Genomic DNA, 14017 nt, shown 5'->3' with positions numbered 1-14017 from the left:
GACGCGTGCGGTCAGACGGTGCCGGTGCGGCGCGCGGCACGCCCGGATATCTGCAGGCGGTCGATGGTCCCGGTGGCGGGGTCGCGGTGGAAGCGGCCGCCGGGCTCGTGCCGGCCGGTCGCCGGGTCGACCAGATCGCAGGACAGGTCCGGGTAACACACCAGCGGTATCGGGTAGTCGCCGTCGACGGACAGGGTCGGCGTGCCGGCCCCGTCGAGCTTGACCGCGTACTCGGTGCCCCCGTTGCGGTAGGTGCCGGCGCACTCCGGCAGCGGTACGGCGGGGCCGCGGCGGCCGACGGCCGGGGAGGCCGGCACGCGTATGCCGGTGAGCCGGGTGAGGTCGGCGGCGAGGTCCCGCCACAGGGCGGTGGCGCCGCCGGCGTTGCCGGTGAAGGCGACGACGACGCCGCTGTCCGGCTCGGCCCGCAGATGGCAGGAGGTGCCCTGGGCGTTGCCGTCGTGGCCGCACCACACGCGGCCGTCCTGCTGGAAGAGGGCGAGGCCCAGGCCCCAGGAATCCGCCAGGGCACCGGGGTCGGCGGCCGGTTCACGGCGGCGCATCCGGGCGGCGGCGGACGCGGGCAGGACGGTGGACCGGCCGATGACGGCCCTCCCCAGGGCCACCAGGTCCTCGGCGCTCGCCAGCAGGGCTCCGGCCGGAGCCTCCACCGGGGCGAGGTTCTGGTGGGCCGGGCGCACCAGGCCCGTGGCCGTGTTGAGGGCGTGGCCGGTGGCGACCGGCCGCGCGGGGAGGGCGTCGCCGAGGAAGGCGGGGACGACGCCGAGGGGTTCGAGGAGGAGCGCTCGCAGTGCTTCCTGCCAGGTCATGCCCGTCACTTCGGACATGATCCGGCCGACGGCGACGTAGCCGGCGTTGGAGTAGGAGAAGCCGGTTCCCGGCGGGAACAGGGCGCTCTGCGCGGTGCAGACCGCCGAGAGGTAGCGCGTGGTGGTGGTGCCCGCGGCGCTGTCGGAGTCGGGTCCGGTGGGCAGGCCGGCGGTGTGACTGAGCAGGTGACGCACGGTCACCTCGGGCAATAACCTGAACTCGGGCAGCAGTTCGGCGGCGGGCTCGTCGAGGTCGAGGTCTCCGTCGTCGGCGAGGAGCAGCACGGCGGCGGCCGTGCCGAGCTTGGTGACGGAGCCCAGGGGCACGGCCGTGTCGGCGGTGAACAGGGTTCCCGTCAGGGCGTCGGCCGTTCCGGTGTGCACGCTGAGGGTGTGCGTGCCGGTGTGGACGGCCAGTTGGGCGCCGGGCACGCGGTGGACGCGTGCGAGGGAGTCGATGCGACTCTGCACCTCATGGCGCAGCGGGGACGGCGTCCGGTCGGTGGCCGGAGCGGCGGTGGTGTACAGCATGAGCAGGGGACTCCTGGGAAGAGCGGGTGCGGGGAGAGAACACGGCCGGGCCCGCGGTGAGCGGTGCGGGACCTGAGCGTGTCGACGCGCGTCACGGTCTGGTGACGGCGACCGGCAGGTGGCGTACGCCGACGATGACGGCAGGGTTCTGGTACGTGACGTCGCCGTAGGAGGGGACCGCGAGAACAGGAAAACGTTCCATCAGCATGTGCAGCGCGATCCGTGCTTCCAGCCGGGCCAGTGGTGCGCCGAAGCAGAAGTGGATGCCGTGGCCGAAGGTCAGATGGGGATTCGGACTGCGGGCCACGTCGAAGACGTCCGGAGCGGTGAAGCGGGAGGGGTCACGGTTGGCGGCACCCAGGTGCGCCATCAGCAGGGTGTCGGCCGGGATCTCGTGGCCGCCGAGCACCACCGGCCGGGTGGTGCGCCGTCCCAGCTCGGGGAAGGGCGGCAGCCAGCGCAGTACCTCCTCCACGGCGTCCGGCAGCCGGCCGGGGTTCTCGCGCAGCGCGGCGAGGGTTCCGGGATGCCGGTCGAAGGTGACCACGGCGTTGCCGAGCAGCGCGGTGGTGGTGACGTGCCCGGCGACCAGCAGCAGGGCGACGAATCCGACGATCTCCTCGTCCGCCAGGCGCGTTCCGTCCACCTCGGCGGTGAGGAGTCTGCTGGTGAGGTCGTCCCCGGGGTGTGCGCGGCGGTGCCGGATGTGGTCCAGCACGTAGCCGTTCATCTCGCGCACGGTCGGGGCGATGGCCTCCAGCGCCCGTTCCAGGTCGGCCATGTCGAGGCTGTCGCCGAGCTGGTCGCCGCCGAAGAGGGTGCCGGCCCACTCCTGGAACAGTCCGTGGTCGTCGGCGGGGATGCCGAGGAGTTCGGCGATCACGATGATCGGCAGGGGGTGGGCGAGGGTGTCGACCAGGTCGAACCGGTCCCGGTCGGCGACACCGTCGAGCAGGCTCGCGCACACGGCCTCGATACGTGGTGCGAGGCCGTGGACCACTCTGGGGGTGAAGGCCTGGCTCACCAAGGTGCGGAGTTTGCGGTGTTCCGGCGGGTCCATGCCGACGAAGTTGCCCTGCCGGAAGGTCTCGAAGTCCTGCTGGGTGGGGGTGATCGGTGTGAGGTCGGACGAGTACGTCGCCGGGTCGGCGAGGACGGCGGAGACCCCCTGGTGGTCCACGACACGCCACTGCTTCTGCCCTTCGTCGTAGGTCACGGGGCCCGCCTCGCGCAAGGACCGCCACCGGTCGGCCAACGCGTCCAGGGGCGATTCGGTCCCGGGCAGTTGTGTGCTGGTCACCGTTCCTCCTCGGGTGAGGGCACGTGGGCCCGGCGGTGGGTCACCGCCGGTGCTGTGGGTCCGCCGGGCAAGGCGGGAAGCCGTGGCCGTCATGGCGTGGTCAACGGGTATGGCACCGGTCGGCGGTCCTCGCTCCGCGCCAGGTGGCCGACTCGTGGTCAGGCTGGGCCGGCCGCCGCTCGGGGGCGCCCGCCCGTCCGCCCCGCACGGAACGCCGGTGGCTTCCCGGGGCGTCAGCAAGCCTGGGGACAGGTTCCGTACGACGGGGCGGCGGCTTTGAGCGGTCTGGACGTCCGTCGTGCGGCCGGCAGATCCGCACGCCCGCAGCCTGGTGACACGTGCGACGGGCACCCGACAGTCATCACCGCATCCCCCCGATTTTCCTGCGCAGCGGCTCCGCGCAGAACTCTCCTGTCCCACGATTCAGTGCTTTTTTCGTGCCGAGAACGCGCTTCGACCCGATACCTCCGGGCCGAATGCGCTCACAGTTTTCACGTTGGGTCACACAATGGCAACCCCCCGAAACCGGAGGGGAGATGCCCAGTCAGCGGCCCATCGCGAGGAGCGTGTACCCGTCGCTCCACACTCAAACCCCTTGTACCAAAGGAGAATTCACTTCTCTCGCGACAACCGGGCCATGACCGCCGCCACCTGCACCATCCGCCTCGGACGCCTGGTCACCCACCCCGTGGGTTTCGGCCAGATTCGGCAACGGCATGTCCGAACGCCGCCCGTGCCGGGCCCCTTGGCGGGCGCCCGGCACACGGGGAACGACCCGGCGTGTGAAGGAAGCCACCGGCGCTCACGACCACCGTGCGTGCGCGGGCGTACACCAACCTGCTCACTGCAGTGCCGCAAGCCCCCACGAGCCGCGAACGGGCCGCCCGTCATCCCCCGTCGGCTTCGGCGCACTCGGCGACGAGCCGCACGACGGTGTCCGGATGGACCGTCAGGAAGAAGTGCTCCCCGGGGAGCGTTTTCAGCCGGAAACCGGCTGTGGTGTGACTCTTCCAGGCTGCGGCCTCCTCCGGCGCGACCTGTGGGTCCCGATCCCCGGTCAGGCAGAGGACGGGCGTGTCCACCACGGCGTCGGGGACCGGCCGGTACCGGGTCACCGCCCGGTAGTCATTGCGCACGACGGGCAGGAACAGGTCCATGAGATCCGGGCTGCGGACGATCGCCGGGTCGGTGCCGCCGAGACCGGCAAGGTGGTCGAGGATCTCCTGGTCGGAGTCGAAAGCCGGGATCTCGCGCGGTACCGACGGGGCGGTCCGGCCGGAAACGACGAGACGGCAGTGTGCCGTCAACCGGTCGCGCCCGAGCCGGAGTACCGACTCGAAGGCGACGGACGCCCCCATGCTGTGGCCGACGAGCACCAGCGGCACGGGCTCCACCGCCCATCGCCGCAGGGACGGCATCAGCCGGTCGGCGAGTCCTTCGAGGGTCGCCACGAACGGTTCACCGAAGCGCTCCTGCCGCCCCGGGTACTGAACGGCCGCGACGTCGTACCCCTCGGGGAACCGCCGCGCGAACGGCGCGTAGAACGAGGCGGCGCCACCGGCGTGCGGAAAGAAGAGCACGCGCGCGCGAGGTGGCACGGCACCACGCAGTGGTCTGATCCAGGGGTCCTTGTCCTCCATCGGAACTTCCCGCCCTTCTTCTCTTCGCTGCTTTTCTTCGCTGCTTCTCTTCGCTGCGGCCGGAGTTGCGTGCCCGGCCGGCCCGGTGTGACCGTCGCCGACCGTACGGTGCCCGCGCGCCGACCGTCGAGGGGCACCTCGCGGGGCGCGACCGTCAGGTGTCCGGTGCCGGCGGCGGCGGAGACCGGCCGGCCCACGGCAGGCCGACCGCCGAGATCCACCTGGCGACCGACGCCCGTTGCCGGCCCCTGACGTTCGCCTTGACCACCGGGCAGGCCGCGGACGACCCCCGGTTCATCCCCGTGCTGAAGAAGGTTCGTGTCCGCCGGTCGGCCGACCGGCTTCGAACTCCGCGCCTCGACGATCTGGCCCGATGGCCTCCTGCGAACAACCGGTCGATCACGCCGTCACACAGGTTCTGGGGGCGAAAGAGCTCACCCTGTCGGGCAGAGCAGCACGCGATTGCAGGAGGTACGCCCTCTCCGCACGGTGCGGGCAACGGTCCGGCCCCGGTCCCGCGTACGTGTCACAGGACCGGACTGCGGCCAACGACGCGTCAGCATTCCATCGGCTCTCCGTCCAAGGAGGACTCGACGCTCAGCAGGAAGGTCCGCGTCGACTCGAAGTGCAGCCGAAGGAGAGCCGGCGCGCCCGCCAGATCCTTCTCGAAGCAGACATCGGAAGGTGCCTCCGACGCACTCGCGTCAGCGGATTCCGGACCGCTCGAAGTCCAGCCACCCTTCTCCGCCACCCGCCGGTAATGGATGACGACGGCTTCCCGGTCACCGGTGAACCGGTAGTGGCGGTCGACGGCGAGCCACGGCGCACCGCTGTCCTCCATGCACTCGCTGCCGGCCTCCTCATGCCCCTCGAGAAGGGTGGCACCGACGGGCGGCGGCGGGACGACGGACGCCGAGGAGACCTGCGCCGTGCGCTTGCCGCTCTCCTCGCAGCCGGTTCCCGTTCCGTCCAGGAACAGACCGCCCCCGAGGAAGCAAGCCGCCCCGAGCTCCCCAGCGCACAGGACCGCCCCGACGGACACGATGAGGGGCACGAACGGTACCCGTGGCTTCGTGGGGGCGCGCCCGCCTTTCGACACGTCTTCCCGGACCTCACTCGTCGTCACTTGAGACTCCCCCTCCGGTGGAGCCAGTCGCCCCACGGCGTATCGGCGCGGCCTGACCCCGCTGTTCTGGTCCCCCGTACGCCCGTACGGGGAGGTGAACCTTGACATGGCGGCCCGTCTGAACCTCACCGCGACTACGGTGCCGGGCGCCCGGGCACCGACGAGGGCCTGGGCGTCAGCAGGAACACGACCTGCGAGTACGCGCCCGAACTGAAGGGCGGCCGGGTTGCACTCGCCGAGGTGACGACGCATCCGAACTGCCCCGGTCCGGGCAGCCGTTATCCACCAGGCGGCTCCGGCACACACTCGCGCCCGCATGCGTCGGCCGGTCCTGGACATTCCCTCCTTTGCCGCACCGGGACACAACCGAGTACGTATCCCCACGCCGAAGGCACCGCGCGGTACGCAGCAAGACGGCGTTGACGGATACGCAAGAACCGATCAGCGGGGCGGTACGCAACGATGTCGGGGCGCGCGGGCCGCGGGCCGAACTCTCACGTCCTCACCGGCGGTGGACGCTGACGGCATAGCCGCCGCCGTCGTAAGGGGCGGCGTCCCAGGTGGCGAAGCGGTCGACGAGGGTCAGGCCGGCCGCGGCGCAGCAGTCGTCGTACTCGGGCAGCGTGATGCCGGGCGGCACGGGCAGGTGGGCTTCGTCCAGGCCGAAGCCGGCGACCAGCAGACCGCCCGGACGCAGGGCCGCGGCCAGGCGCTGGACCACCGTGGCCTCGGTGCCGGCGGCGAGCAACGGGAGAACATTGCCTGCGGCGACCACGAGGTCGAAGTCCGCCGCGATGCCGAGCAGTTCCGGCTCGAACCCGGCCAGATCGACCTGCAACCAGGGCAGTCCCGGCGCCTGCGTCCGCGCCACTGCCAGCATCGACGCGTCGACGTCCACCCCGACGCAGTCGTACCCGAGCTCCGCGAGCCGGATCATGACCCGTCCGGTACCGCACCCGGCGTCCAGCACCCGCGCTCCGGCAGGCACGAGCGCCGCGCAGAACCGCGCCTCACCGTGCACGTCCTTCCCGCTACGGGCCAGGGCCGCGAACCGTGCGGCGTAGTCCTCTCCGGACGTCTCCCCGGTCAACTCCCTCCAACGGCTCATGAGGGCCACTATAGGTCGCCCGTGCGCCCCTCGAAGAAGTGACCGGGCTCGCGGCGCAGAAGGCCGTCGCAGAGGAGGGCACGGCCTGCTGCGCGCGCCACGACAGCCTCGGCCCGCAGCCCGCAGCCCGCAGCCCGCAGCCCGCAGCCCGCAGCGGCATGGTCCTCCTCGCGCTGACCATCGGCTGCGCACTCCTGCTGATCCTCCGTGTCGTGGTTCCCGGCGTCCTCGCCGAGGTGCTCGCCGGCGGGGTCATGCTGTGGTTCGGTCTCTGCTGGTACGTGCTGCCGTTGCGCCTCCGGCGCCGCGCCGCTCGCCGTTCCGGAGCCGACGCCGCGTAGCCCACCCGAGGAGGACGAGCGCATGAGGACGAGCAGATGAGGACGAGCGGATGATCCGGATGCCCGGCGGGGCCGCGCGGCGCCCGCGGCTGCGCTTCGACGGCTGGATCGCCGGCATGGGCACCTCCTCGGGCACCCGGATCGTGCTCGGACACTGGCAGCGTTCACCGTTCGGAGCGTTCAGCGACGTGATGCTGGAACGGGCCGACGGGGAGAGGTTGCTGCTGGCCCCCACGCAGGAGACGGCCGACTTCATCAGCGGTACCTACGTCTTCGACACGGTGCGGGTCGTTCCGGTCGACGTGCGGGTCACGGACGGCACCTGGACCGTTGCCGCGGGGCCGCTCGACCTGCGCTTCGTCACCGGCCGGCGACGGCTTCGGGGCCTCGTCCTGCGGGCCGTTCCCGGTGCGCTCGCCCGCCGTCCGGCGTGGAGCGCGCTGACGGACCGGCCCGCCCGCCTGTTGCTCCCCGGTGTGCGCACCCGTGGCAGCGCCGGTGGAGGGCGCCGCGAGTGGTACGGCGCCCGGGACCTGCTGCCGATCCGTGCGGTGTCGGCTGCCTTCGGGAGCACCGACCTCGGCGCGATGGCACCGGTCGAACCACCCGTGCGCTTCGGGTTCGGTTCGACGCCGTCGGCCCCCGCCCTCACCCGGGTCACGACGACGGTGGCCCTCGCTTCGGGGTGACGGTACCCGGCGCGGACGGTCGGAGCGGCTGTCAGCCGGCGTACCCGCCGACCCTGCCCGCTCCGCTCCCGCTCCACTCGCCGTCCGCTTCCCGGTCGGCTCGACGCAGGCGCACCTCGACGTGCCCGTCGACGATCCGGGTGTCGAAGGCGGGCTGCGGTGCGGTGGCCGGACCGCGGACGTTCCAGCCGTCCGAGAGCCGGAAGACGCTGCCGTGCCACGGGCACCGGACACATCCGTCGGTGATCGTGCCCTCGGACAGCGGACCGGCGAGATGGCTGCACCGCTCGGCCAGTGTGTGGATCACCCCGCCGGATTCACGGACCACCAGGACCGGCACGTCGTCCACGACGCGCCGCACGGGCTGCCCGGCCGGAAAATCGGCCACGGCACCGATCCGGTGCCAGCCCTCCCGGACGACGTGCGGAACCTCTTCCGCGTGGTTGGCTCCGGACGCCTGGCGGTAGGCCAGGTGGCCGCCCAGCATGCCGCCGATCCCCACCGCCGTCAGCCCCAGGAAGCCGTACGTCCGGCCGGCGCCCGTACGCCCCTTGAGGCGGCAGGCGAGCGAGGTCGCGTACAGGCCCACGGCCGCCCAGTTCGCCATGGCGTGCACCAGCCCCACACGTGCCTGCTCACGGCGCAGCTCCGCCCAGTCGACGGCGCCCGCCAGCGCGGCGGGCGCGGCCCCGGCCAGGCCGACACCGACGAGCAGCCCCGCCTCGCGGGAGCGGCCGGGCCGGGTGTCCAGCACGGCCGCGGACAGCCAGCTCCCGACCGGCACCTGCACCATCAGCGGATGGAGCGGATGCCCCAGCCACCTGCCGTGCAGCACGTCCCGTCCGCGCCCCAGCGGCAGGGAGCGGACTGCTGACCGGAGAGCGTCGATCGCCGGGTCCGCCCAGGGCGCCCGTTCCAGACGCTCCAGGAGCCACAGCATTCGGTTCTGCTGCATCCGGCGGTGGCGTGGCGTTGCAGTCATGGGCCCCGGGTCCCCACCTGCGCACATGACAAACGTGGGTGGGTCCCGGCGTCCGAGGCGTGAACGAGGGCCCGCCGGAGCGGGTCCCCCGGTGGGCCGTCCGTGCCTCAGGGGCGCTGTCGTCCTGTCGGCCGGAATCACCTCCGTCCGCTTTTCGGCCGGTTCGGTGACGGTGCGTCAAGAGCAAGCGGGTTCGGGGCAGATGACTCTTCCCGGTACGGCGAAGCAAACGTGACCGGGTGGTCCGGGCGGGGCGCGCCGTCCCTACACTCACGATCATGACCTCTGAAACCACCCTCGCCGGGGCACCGGCCGGCGACACCGCCGAACCGGCCCTCTTCGCGACCATGTCCACCCTGCGGGCCATGCGGCGCCTGCGGCCCGACCCGGTGCCCGACGAGCTCCTGGACCAGCTGATACAGGCGGCCGTCTGGGGCCCCAGCGGGGGCAACATGCAGCGCTACGAGTACGTCGTCGTCACCGACCCCGCGGTCATGGCCGGCCTCGCCCCGCTGTGGAAGCGGTGCGTGGACGCCTACCTGGCCACGACCGGCAAGTACGCCCCCGCCGGCATGGACGAGGCCGCGTACGGACGCATGGTCGCCGCCATCGAGTACCAGCGCGACCACTTCGCCGAGACCCCGGCGCTGATCATCCCCTGCTACCGGTTCCCGGAGCCGAGGATCGAGGAGGAGGGCATGCGGCGCTACGCCGAGGAGCTCGGCGCCGAGGGGACGGCCCGCATGGGGCGGATCCAGGAGCGTTTCGCCGCCCTCGCGGAGGGTTCCTGCGTCTACCCGGGCGTGCAGAACCTGCTGCTCGCCGCGCGGGGCCTGGGCCTGGCCGCCAACATCACCATCTGGCACCTGATGCTGGAGGACGAGTGGAAGGCGGCCCTGGGCATTCCCGACGACATGAACACCTTCGCGGCCGTCCCGGTGGGGTGGCCGCGCGGCAGGTTCGGTCCGGTGAGCCGCCGCCCGGTGGAAGAGGTCGTGCACCGCAACCGCTGGTAGGCCACGGGCACCGGGCGCCATCGGGCCGGTGACACAAGACGCCCGCGCACCGCCCGCTCCGGCACCCGGGGCGGACGGTGCGGGCAGGCGGCCGCCTCCCGCGTCGGTGACCTCGACACACAGGGCGGCGGGTGTCAGGCCCGGTCGGGCGGCACATACCGGCCCGGGAGCGCAACCGGTCGGCACCTGACGTCACTCGCGGGACGGACAGGTGTCCCGCACGCGGCGCAGGCCGCGTTTCGAAGACCGGCCGAAGGGTGAATCCGAGACTGACGTGGACACCACGGCTCCCTGGTGGGGCGGCTGTCCATGCCCGAAGATCGTCTCCCAGCAGGCCCGCCCCCTCCAGGTCGCGTCCCTGGGACTGATCAAGGCCGTCGACGGCTACGGCCCCACCCCGACGGCTGCATCCGGGTTTGCCCCGCCTGCCGCCAGGTGACACGAGCGCGTGTACGCGAGCCGACGAAGGAGCGCACCGTGAGGCGTCACCTGGGCACGCTCCGGCACGGATGGGAGTGGCTGGGTGCCCCCGTCCTGATGCGGCGCGGCCGTGATCTGGAACTGATGCACCGGGCCCTGGGGTTCGCCACGCTGTCGCTGGTCACACTGGCGCCCCTGCTCATCGTGGTCGCCGCCGCCGATCCGCTCGGGCGGGGCGGCTTCGCGGCCTGGCTCGCGGACGGCATGGGTCTGTCCGGCCGGTCCGCGCACCTGCTCGCGGAGATCATCAGCCCGCCGCGCGAGGTGGTCGGCACCACCAGCGTGTGGGGCGGGCTGGCACTCGCCGTGTTCGGTGTCCCGCTGGGCGGGAGCATCCAGAACGGCTACGAGCGGATATGGAACCTGCCTCCCGGGCCGTGGCACCGGATCTGGCGTCAGGCGACCTGGCTGTGCGTCCTGACCGCGTTCCTCTACCAGGAAGTGCTGACCCGCCATTCCCTGCACGGGCCTGAGCGGATCACCCTCTCGCTGGTGACCGGCGTCCTGTTCTTCTGGTGGGGGCAGCGCTTCCTGCTGGGCGGGCAGGTCCGCTGGTGGCACCTGCTGCCGGGCGCGATCGCCACCATGGCGGGCCTGATCGGTCTGCGGGGCTTCTCCTACTTCGTCTTCGCACCGCTGATCGTCGAGAACGCGATCAGCTACGGAACGGTCGGGGTCGTCCTCATCGTCGAGTCGTGGCTCATCGGCGTGGGATTCGTCATCTTCGGCGGCGCCCTGTTCGGCCGCTGGCTCCTCGACCACCACGGGCACCGGTTCACCGACGACCTGCCTGCGAGGGCCGGGACGGAACCGGCCGGCGACGACTGACGCGTACGACGCGTCGGACAAGGCGCACAAGGCGTCGGGGGGCGAGGCGTCGGCTTCCCTTCCCGGCTGTTCCGGCCGATCACACGGAGGACATGTCGGCGAGTGCGGTCACCCGTGCCAGCGCGTCCCCCCGGAAGAGCTCCCGTCCGCGGGCGATCCGGCGGTCCCGGTACGCACCGTCCGCCGACAACCGCCGCAGGGCGCGCAGCAAGGCGCCGTCGTCCGGAGCGATCTCCGAGACACCGAGCGCCGCCATCCGCCGCACCCCCTCCCTCCCGTGCCCGGGCAGCGGGCGGTGGCCCACCACGGGCAGCCCGGAGGCGAGAGCCTGTACGGCGGTCTGACCGGCGGCGTTGTCGACCAGGACGCGAGCCGCACGCAGCAGGCCGGGCATGTCGGTGACCCAGTCCGGTACGAGCACGCCCGGAACCCCGGCCAGGCGGGCCCGCAGACCTTCGTTCCGGCCACACAGCACGACCGGGAGGAAACCGGCGGCGGTGAGCAGCCGAGCCGTCCCGTCCAGCGCCGAAGCCGCGCCCCAGGCTCCGGCGGACAGCACGACGGGCGGGCGTCCGGGGGCGTACCGCTCGAAGCGCAGCCGCCATGCCGCGACCCCGGCGGCCGGCGCGAAGAAGCCGGGTGCCACGACCGGTCCGGCCGTCTCGACGGGCACCGTGGTGCTCCGGCCCACGTCCCGCGCGGCCTCGTCGGTGAGGCAGAGGTACAGGTCGTTGCCGGGGTGAAGCCACTGCCGGTGGACGGCGAAATCGGTCACGAAGACGGCGCTCGGGGGCCGCAGGCGCCCACGGGCCCTCAGGTGACCGGTCAGCTGGGCGGCCAGGTGGAAGACCGGGACCACCACGTCGGCGCCCGTCCGCTCCACGAGGTCCGTCAGACGGCCGCCCGCCAGCCGGGCGAGGGGGACGCCACTGGGGCGGCGGCGCGGACCGGGGCGGAACAGCGCGTGGTAGAGGCCCGCGTACGCCCAGGGGAAGTGCCGTACCGACGACTGGTAGAAGAGGCGCACCGCGGTGCCCAGGCCGTGCGGAAGCAACCGCAGGAGGTCCACGACCTGCGCGTCGTGGCCTTGTTCCCGGGCACGGCGGGCGAGTTCGCCGGCCACCGTGTCGTGGCCGGCTCCCATGCTCGCGCTGACGATCAGCAGTCGCTGCCCGCCGTCCGCCGACACGTACCGGCGGGGCACCGACGACGGTGGGTGCACGGGGTGGCGGGTCCCCTTCCGCTGTGTCGGTGAAACCTGCTCCCCCGCGTTTCGGCGGCCGGGCCCGGGATACTTCTCGGGGTACCCCGCCGAACGCCGGGAGCGGCCGCGGGGGCGGCCTCTCGGGTGTTCTCCCTCGCAGCCAAGGTGCAGCCCATGTCCCACGCTTCTCGTGACGGCACAGCCGACGTGTTGTTCTCCCGGACGTCCGTCGCCCCGGCCGACGCGGTGCCGGGGTCCCCGGCCGGCGGAGCCGGGCGTCCGGGCGCGGCGCTGGTGACCGGCGCCTCCTCGGGCATCGGTGCCGCCGTGGCCCGAACGCTCTCCGCGAAAGGGTGGCGTCTCGTCCTCAACGGGCGGGACGCGGCAGGCCTCCACCGAGTCGCGGAACGGGCCCCGGCCTCGGTCTTCCCGGCGGATCTGACCCGGCCCGGTGCCGAGCGGCAGCTGACCCGGTTCGCCCTCGAGCACACCGGTCGAGTGGATCTTCTGGTGGCCGGCGCCGGTGTCGGCTGGGCCGGGGACTTCGGCGCCATGCCCCCGTCCGCCCTCGAGGAGGTCGTCGAGGTCGACCTCCTGACCACGTTGCGCCTGGTCCGTGAGCTGGTGCCGCACATGGTGGAGGCGGGCTCCGGGCGTGTGGTGCTCATCGGGTCCGTCGCGGGGATGGTGGGCGTGCGGGGCGAAGCCGTGTACTCGGCGGCCAAGGCGGCGCTGGCCGTCTTCGCCGACGCCCTGCGGTACGAGCTGCGCGGCAGCGGCGTCGCGGTCAGCCTGGTGGTGCCGGGAGTGGTGGACACGCCGTTCTTCGAACGGCGCGGCGTCCCTTACCGGAGGTCGTGGCCCAGGCCGGTGCCACCCGCGCGGGTCGCCGACGCCGTGTGGAGCGCGGTCTCCCGGGGGCGGGACGAGGTCTACGTCCCCGGCTGGCTGCGTCTGCCCGTCCGGGTGCGCGGCGCGGCACCAGCCCTGTACCGGCGGCTCGCCACCGCGTTCGACTGAGCGGTGGTACGGCGTGCTGGTCGTCGTCCTGGCCCTGCTGGCGGCGCTGTCCAACGCCTCGTCCTCGGTGCTGCAGCGGCGGGCCGCGGCGGAGGAACCGGAGGGCGGTGCGGGGCTGCGCCAGGCCGCCCGCTGGCTCGGGCGCGTGCTGCTGCGGCCCCATTGGGTGGCGGGTGCCGGGCTGCTCGCGCTGTCCACCGTTCTGCAGGCGGCGGCTCTGGGGATGGGCAGTCTCGCGCTGGTCCAGCCGCTCATGGTCGCCGAGTTGCTGTTCACCCTGGTCGTCGGCAGCGTGGTCTTCCACCGTCGTCCGGACCGCGGTATCTGGCTGGCGTTCGCCGCCCTGGCCGCCGGGCTGGCGATGTTCCTGACCTCGGTCGCTCCGGCCGCCGGCCGGTCCACGGCCTCCGCGGGGCTGTGGACGGTGGTCGCGGCCGTGGTGCTGGGGCTCGTGGCGGCGCTGGTGGCGGCGGCCCGCGCGGTGCGGGGCGCACCGCGCGCGGCGCTGCTGGGGCTGGCGTCCGCGATCTTGTTCGCCCTGACCGCGGCACTGCTCAAGGAAGTGACCGGCAGGTTCCCGGACGGGCTGGGCGCCCTGCTGGCGTCGTGGCCCCCGTACGCCACCGCCGCCGCCGGAGCCGTCGCCTTTCTGCTGCTCCAGAGCGCCTTCCGGGCCGGGACGCTGGCGGCGTCCCAGCCCGCCCTGACCCTCGGCGACGCGCTGACGAGCGTGGTGCTGGGGTGGGCGCTGTTCGGGGAGCAGATCACGCTCGGCGTGCGGGTGGTGCCCGCGGTGGTCGGCGTGGTGCTCATGGGAGTGGGCGCCGCCGGGCTGGCCCGCGCCCCGTCGGTCTCCGGCAGCTGGGACACCGCGGCGCGGCATCCGGGTACCGACTCGGTCCGGCCGGTGCCGTAGGAATCC

The 14017-nt window shown here is 73.0% G+C and carries 13 protein-coding genes and 1 pseudogene; 7 read left to right on the top strand and 7 right to left on the bottom strand.

Annotated features, from left to right (window positions below):
* Positions 1-11 precede the first annotated feature (11 nt).
* The 5 genes from JL475_RS14650 to JL475_RS14630 form a co-directional block, all read right to left on the bottom strand.
* A complete protein-coding gene (locus JL475_RS14650) occupies positions 12-1361 on the bottom strand; it encodes a serine hydrolase (protein WP_202278035.1) in 1350 nt (449 codons plus the stop codon).
* 91 nt (positions 1362-1452) lie between these two features.
* Positions 1453-2661, bottom strand: a complete 1209-nt coding sequence (locus JL475_RS14645; RefSeq protein WP_307825054.1) for a cytochrome P450 — start codon at positions 2659-2661, stop codon at positions 1453-1455.
* Between the two features lie 887 nt (positions 2662-3548).
* Entirely contained in the window at positions 3549-4301 is a 753-nt protein-coding gene (locus JL475_RS14640) for a thioesterase II family protein (RefSeq protein WP_202278033.1), read from the bottom strand.
* 556 nt (positions 4302-4857) lie between these two features.
* Entirely contained in the window at positions 4858-5355 is a 498-nt protein-coding gene (locus JL475_RS14635; RefSeq protein ID WP_202278032.1) for a hypothetical protein, read from the bottom strand.
* A 574-nt stretch (positions 5356-5929) separates the two neighbouring features.
* Positions 5930-6535: a bifunctional 2-polyprenyl-6-hydroxyphenol methylase/3-demethylubiquinol 3-O-methyltransferase UbiG gene (locus JL475_RS14630; RefSeq protein WP_202278031.1), complete on the bottom strand. Its 606-nt coding sequence runs from the start codon at positions 6533-6535 to the stop codon at positions 5930-5932.
* Positions 6536-6690: 155 nt separating this feature from the next.
* Here JL475_RS14630 and JL475_RS14625 point away from each other — a divergent pair.
* Positions 6691-6876 (top strand): annotated as a pseudogene (locus JL475_RS14625) (hypothetical protein); the annotation flags it as partial.
* 50 nt (positions 6877-6926) lie between these two features.
* Positions 6927-7565: a hypothetical protein gene (locus JL475_RS14620; RefSeq protein WP_202278030.1), complete on the top strand. Its 639-nt coding sequence runs from the start codon at positions 6927-6929 to the stop codon at positions 7563-7565.
* A 31-nt stretch (positions 7566-7596) separates the two neighbouring features.
* Here the strand turns inward: JL475_RS14620 and JL475_RS14615 are convergent, their stop codons facing one another.
* On the bottom strand, positions 7597-8520 hold the full coding sequence (locus JL475_RS14615) for a Rieske (2Fe-2S) protein (RefSeq protein WP_202278118.1): 924 nt from the start codon (positions 8518-8520) through the stop codon (positions 7597-7599).
* A gap of 305 nt (positions 8521-8825) precedes the next feature.
* On the opposite strand from JL475_RS14615, the gene JL475_RS14610 reads away from it, so the two are divergent.
* The 3 genes from JL475_RS14610 to JL475_RS14600 all read left to right on the top strand — a co-directional run bounded on the left by JL475_RS14610 (position 8826) and on the right by JL475_RS14600 (position 10871).
* A complete protein-coding gene (locus JL475_RS14610; protein ID WP_202278029.1) occupies positions 8826-9563 on the top strand; it encodes a nitroreductase family protein in 738 nt (245 codons plus the stop codon).
* A gap of 274 nt (positions 9564-9837) precedes the next feature.
* Positions 9838-10002: a hypothetical protein gene (locus tag JL475_RS14605; protein WP_202278028.1), complete on the top strand. Its 165-nt coding sequence runs from the start codon at positions 9838-9840 to the stop codon at positions 10000-10002.
* 98 nt (positions 10003-10100) lie between these two features.
* The gene (locus JL475_RS14600; protein WP_237407158.1) at positions 10101-10871 is read left to right on the top strand and encodes a ribonuclease BN; all 771 of its coding nucleotides are present in this window, start codon (positions 10101-10103) and stop codon (positions 10869-10871) included.
* 79 nt (positions 10872-10950) lie between these two features.
* On the opposite strand, the gene JL475_RS14595 is transcribed toward JL475_RS14600, so the two are convergent.
* Entirely contained in the window at positions 10951-12015 is a 1065-nt protein-coding gene (locus tag JL475_RS14595; RefSeq protein ID WP_202278116.1) for a galactosyldiacylglycerol synthase, read from the bottom strand.
* 234 nt (positions 12016-12249) lie between these two features.
* Between JL475_RS14595 and JL475_RS14590 the strand changes: the two genes are divergently transcribed.
* Both JL475_RS14590 and JL475_RS14585 read left to right on the top strand, forming a co-directional pair.
* Positions 12250-13095, top strand: a complete 846-nt coding sequence (locus JL475_RS14590; protein ID WP_202278026.1) for an SDR family oxidoreductase — start codon at positions 12250-12252, stop codon at positions 13093-13095.
* A gap of 13 nt (positions 13096-13108) precedes the next feature.
* The gene (locus JL475_RS14585; protein WP_202278025.1) at positions 13109-14011 is read left to right on the top strand and encodes a DMT family transporter; all 903 of its coding nucleotides are present in this window, start codon (positions 13109-13111) and stop codon (positions 14009-14011) included.
* Positions 14012-14017: the final 6 nt, after the last annotated feature.

It is taken from the genome of Streptomyces sp. M2CJ-2, assembly GCF_016757295.1.
Classification (GTDB): domain Bacteria; phylum Actinomycetota; class Actinomycetes; order Streptomycetales; family Streptomycetaceae; genus Streptomyces.
The sequence above is the reverse complement of the archived record's forward strand: the minus strand, read 5'-3'. Positions and strand labels throughout refer to the sequence as shown.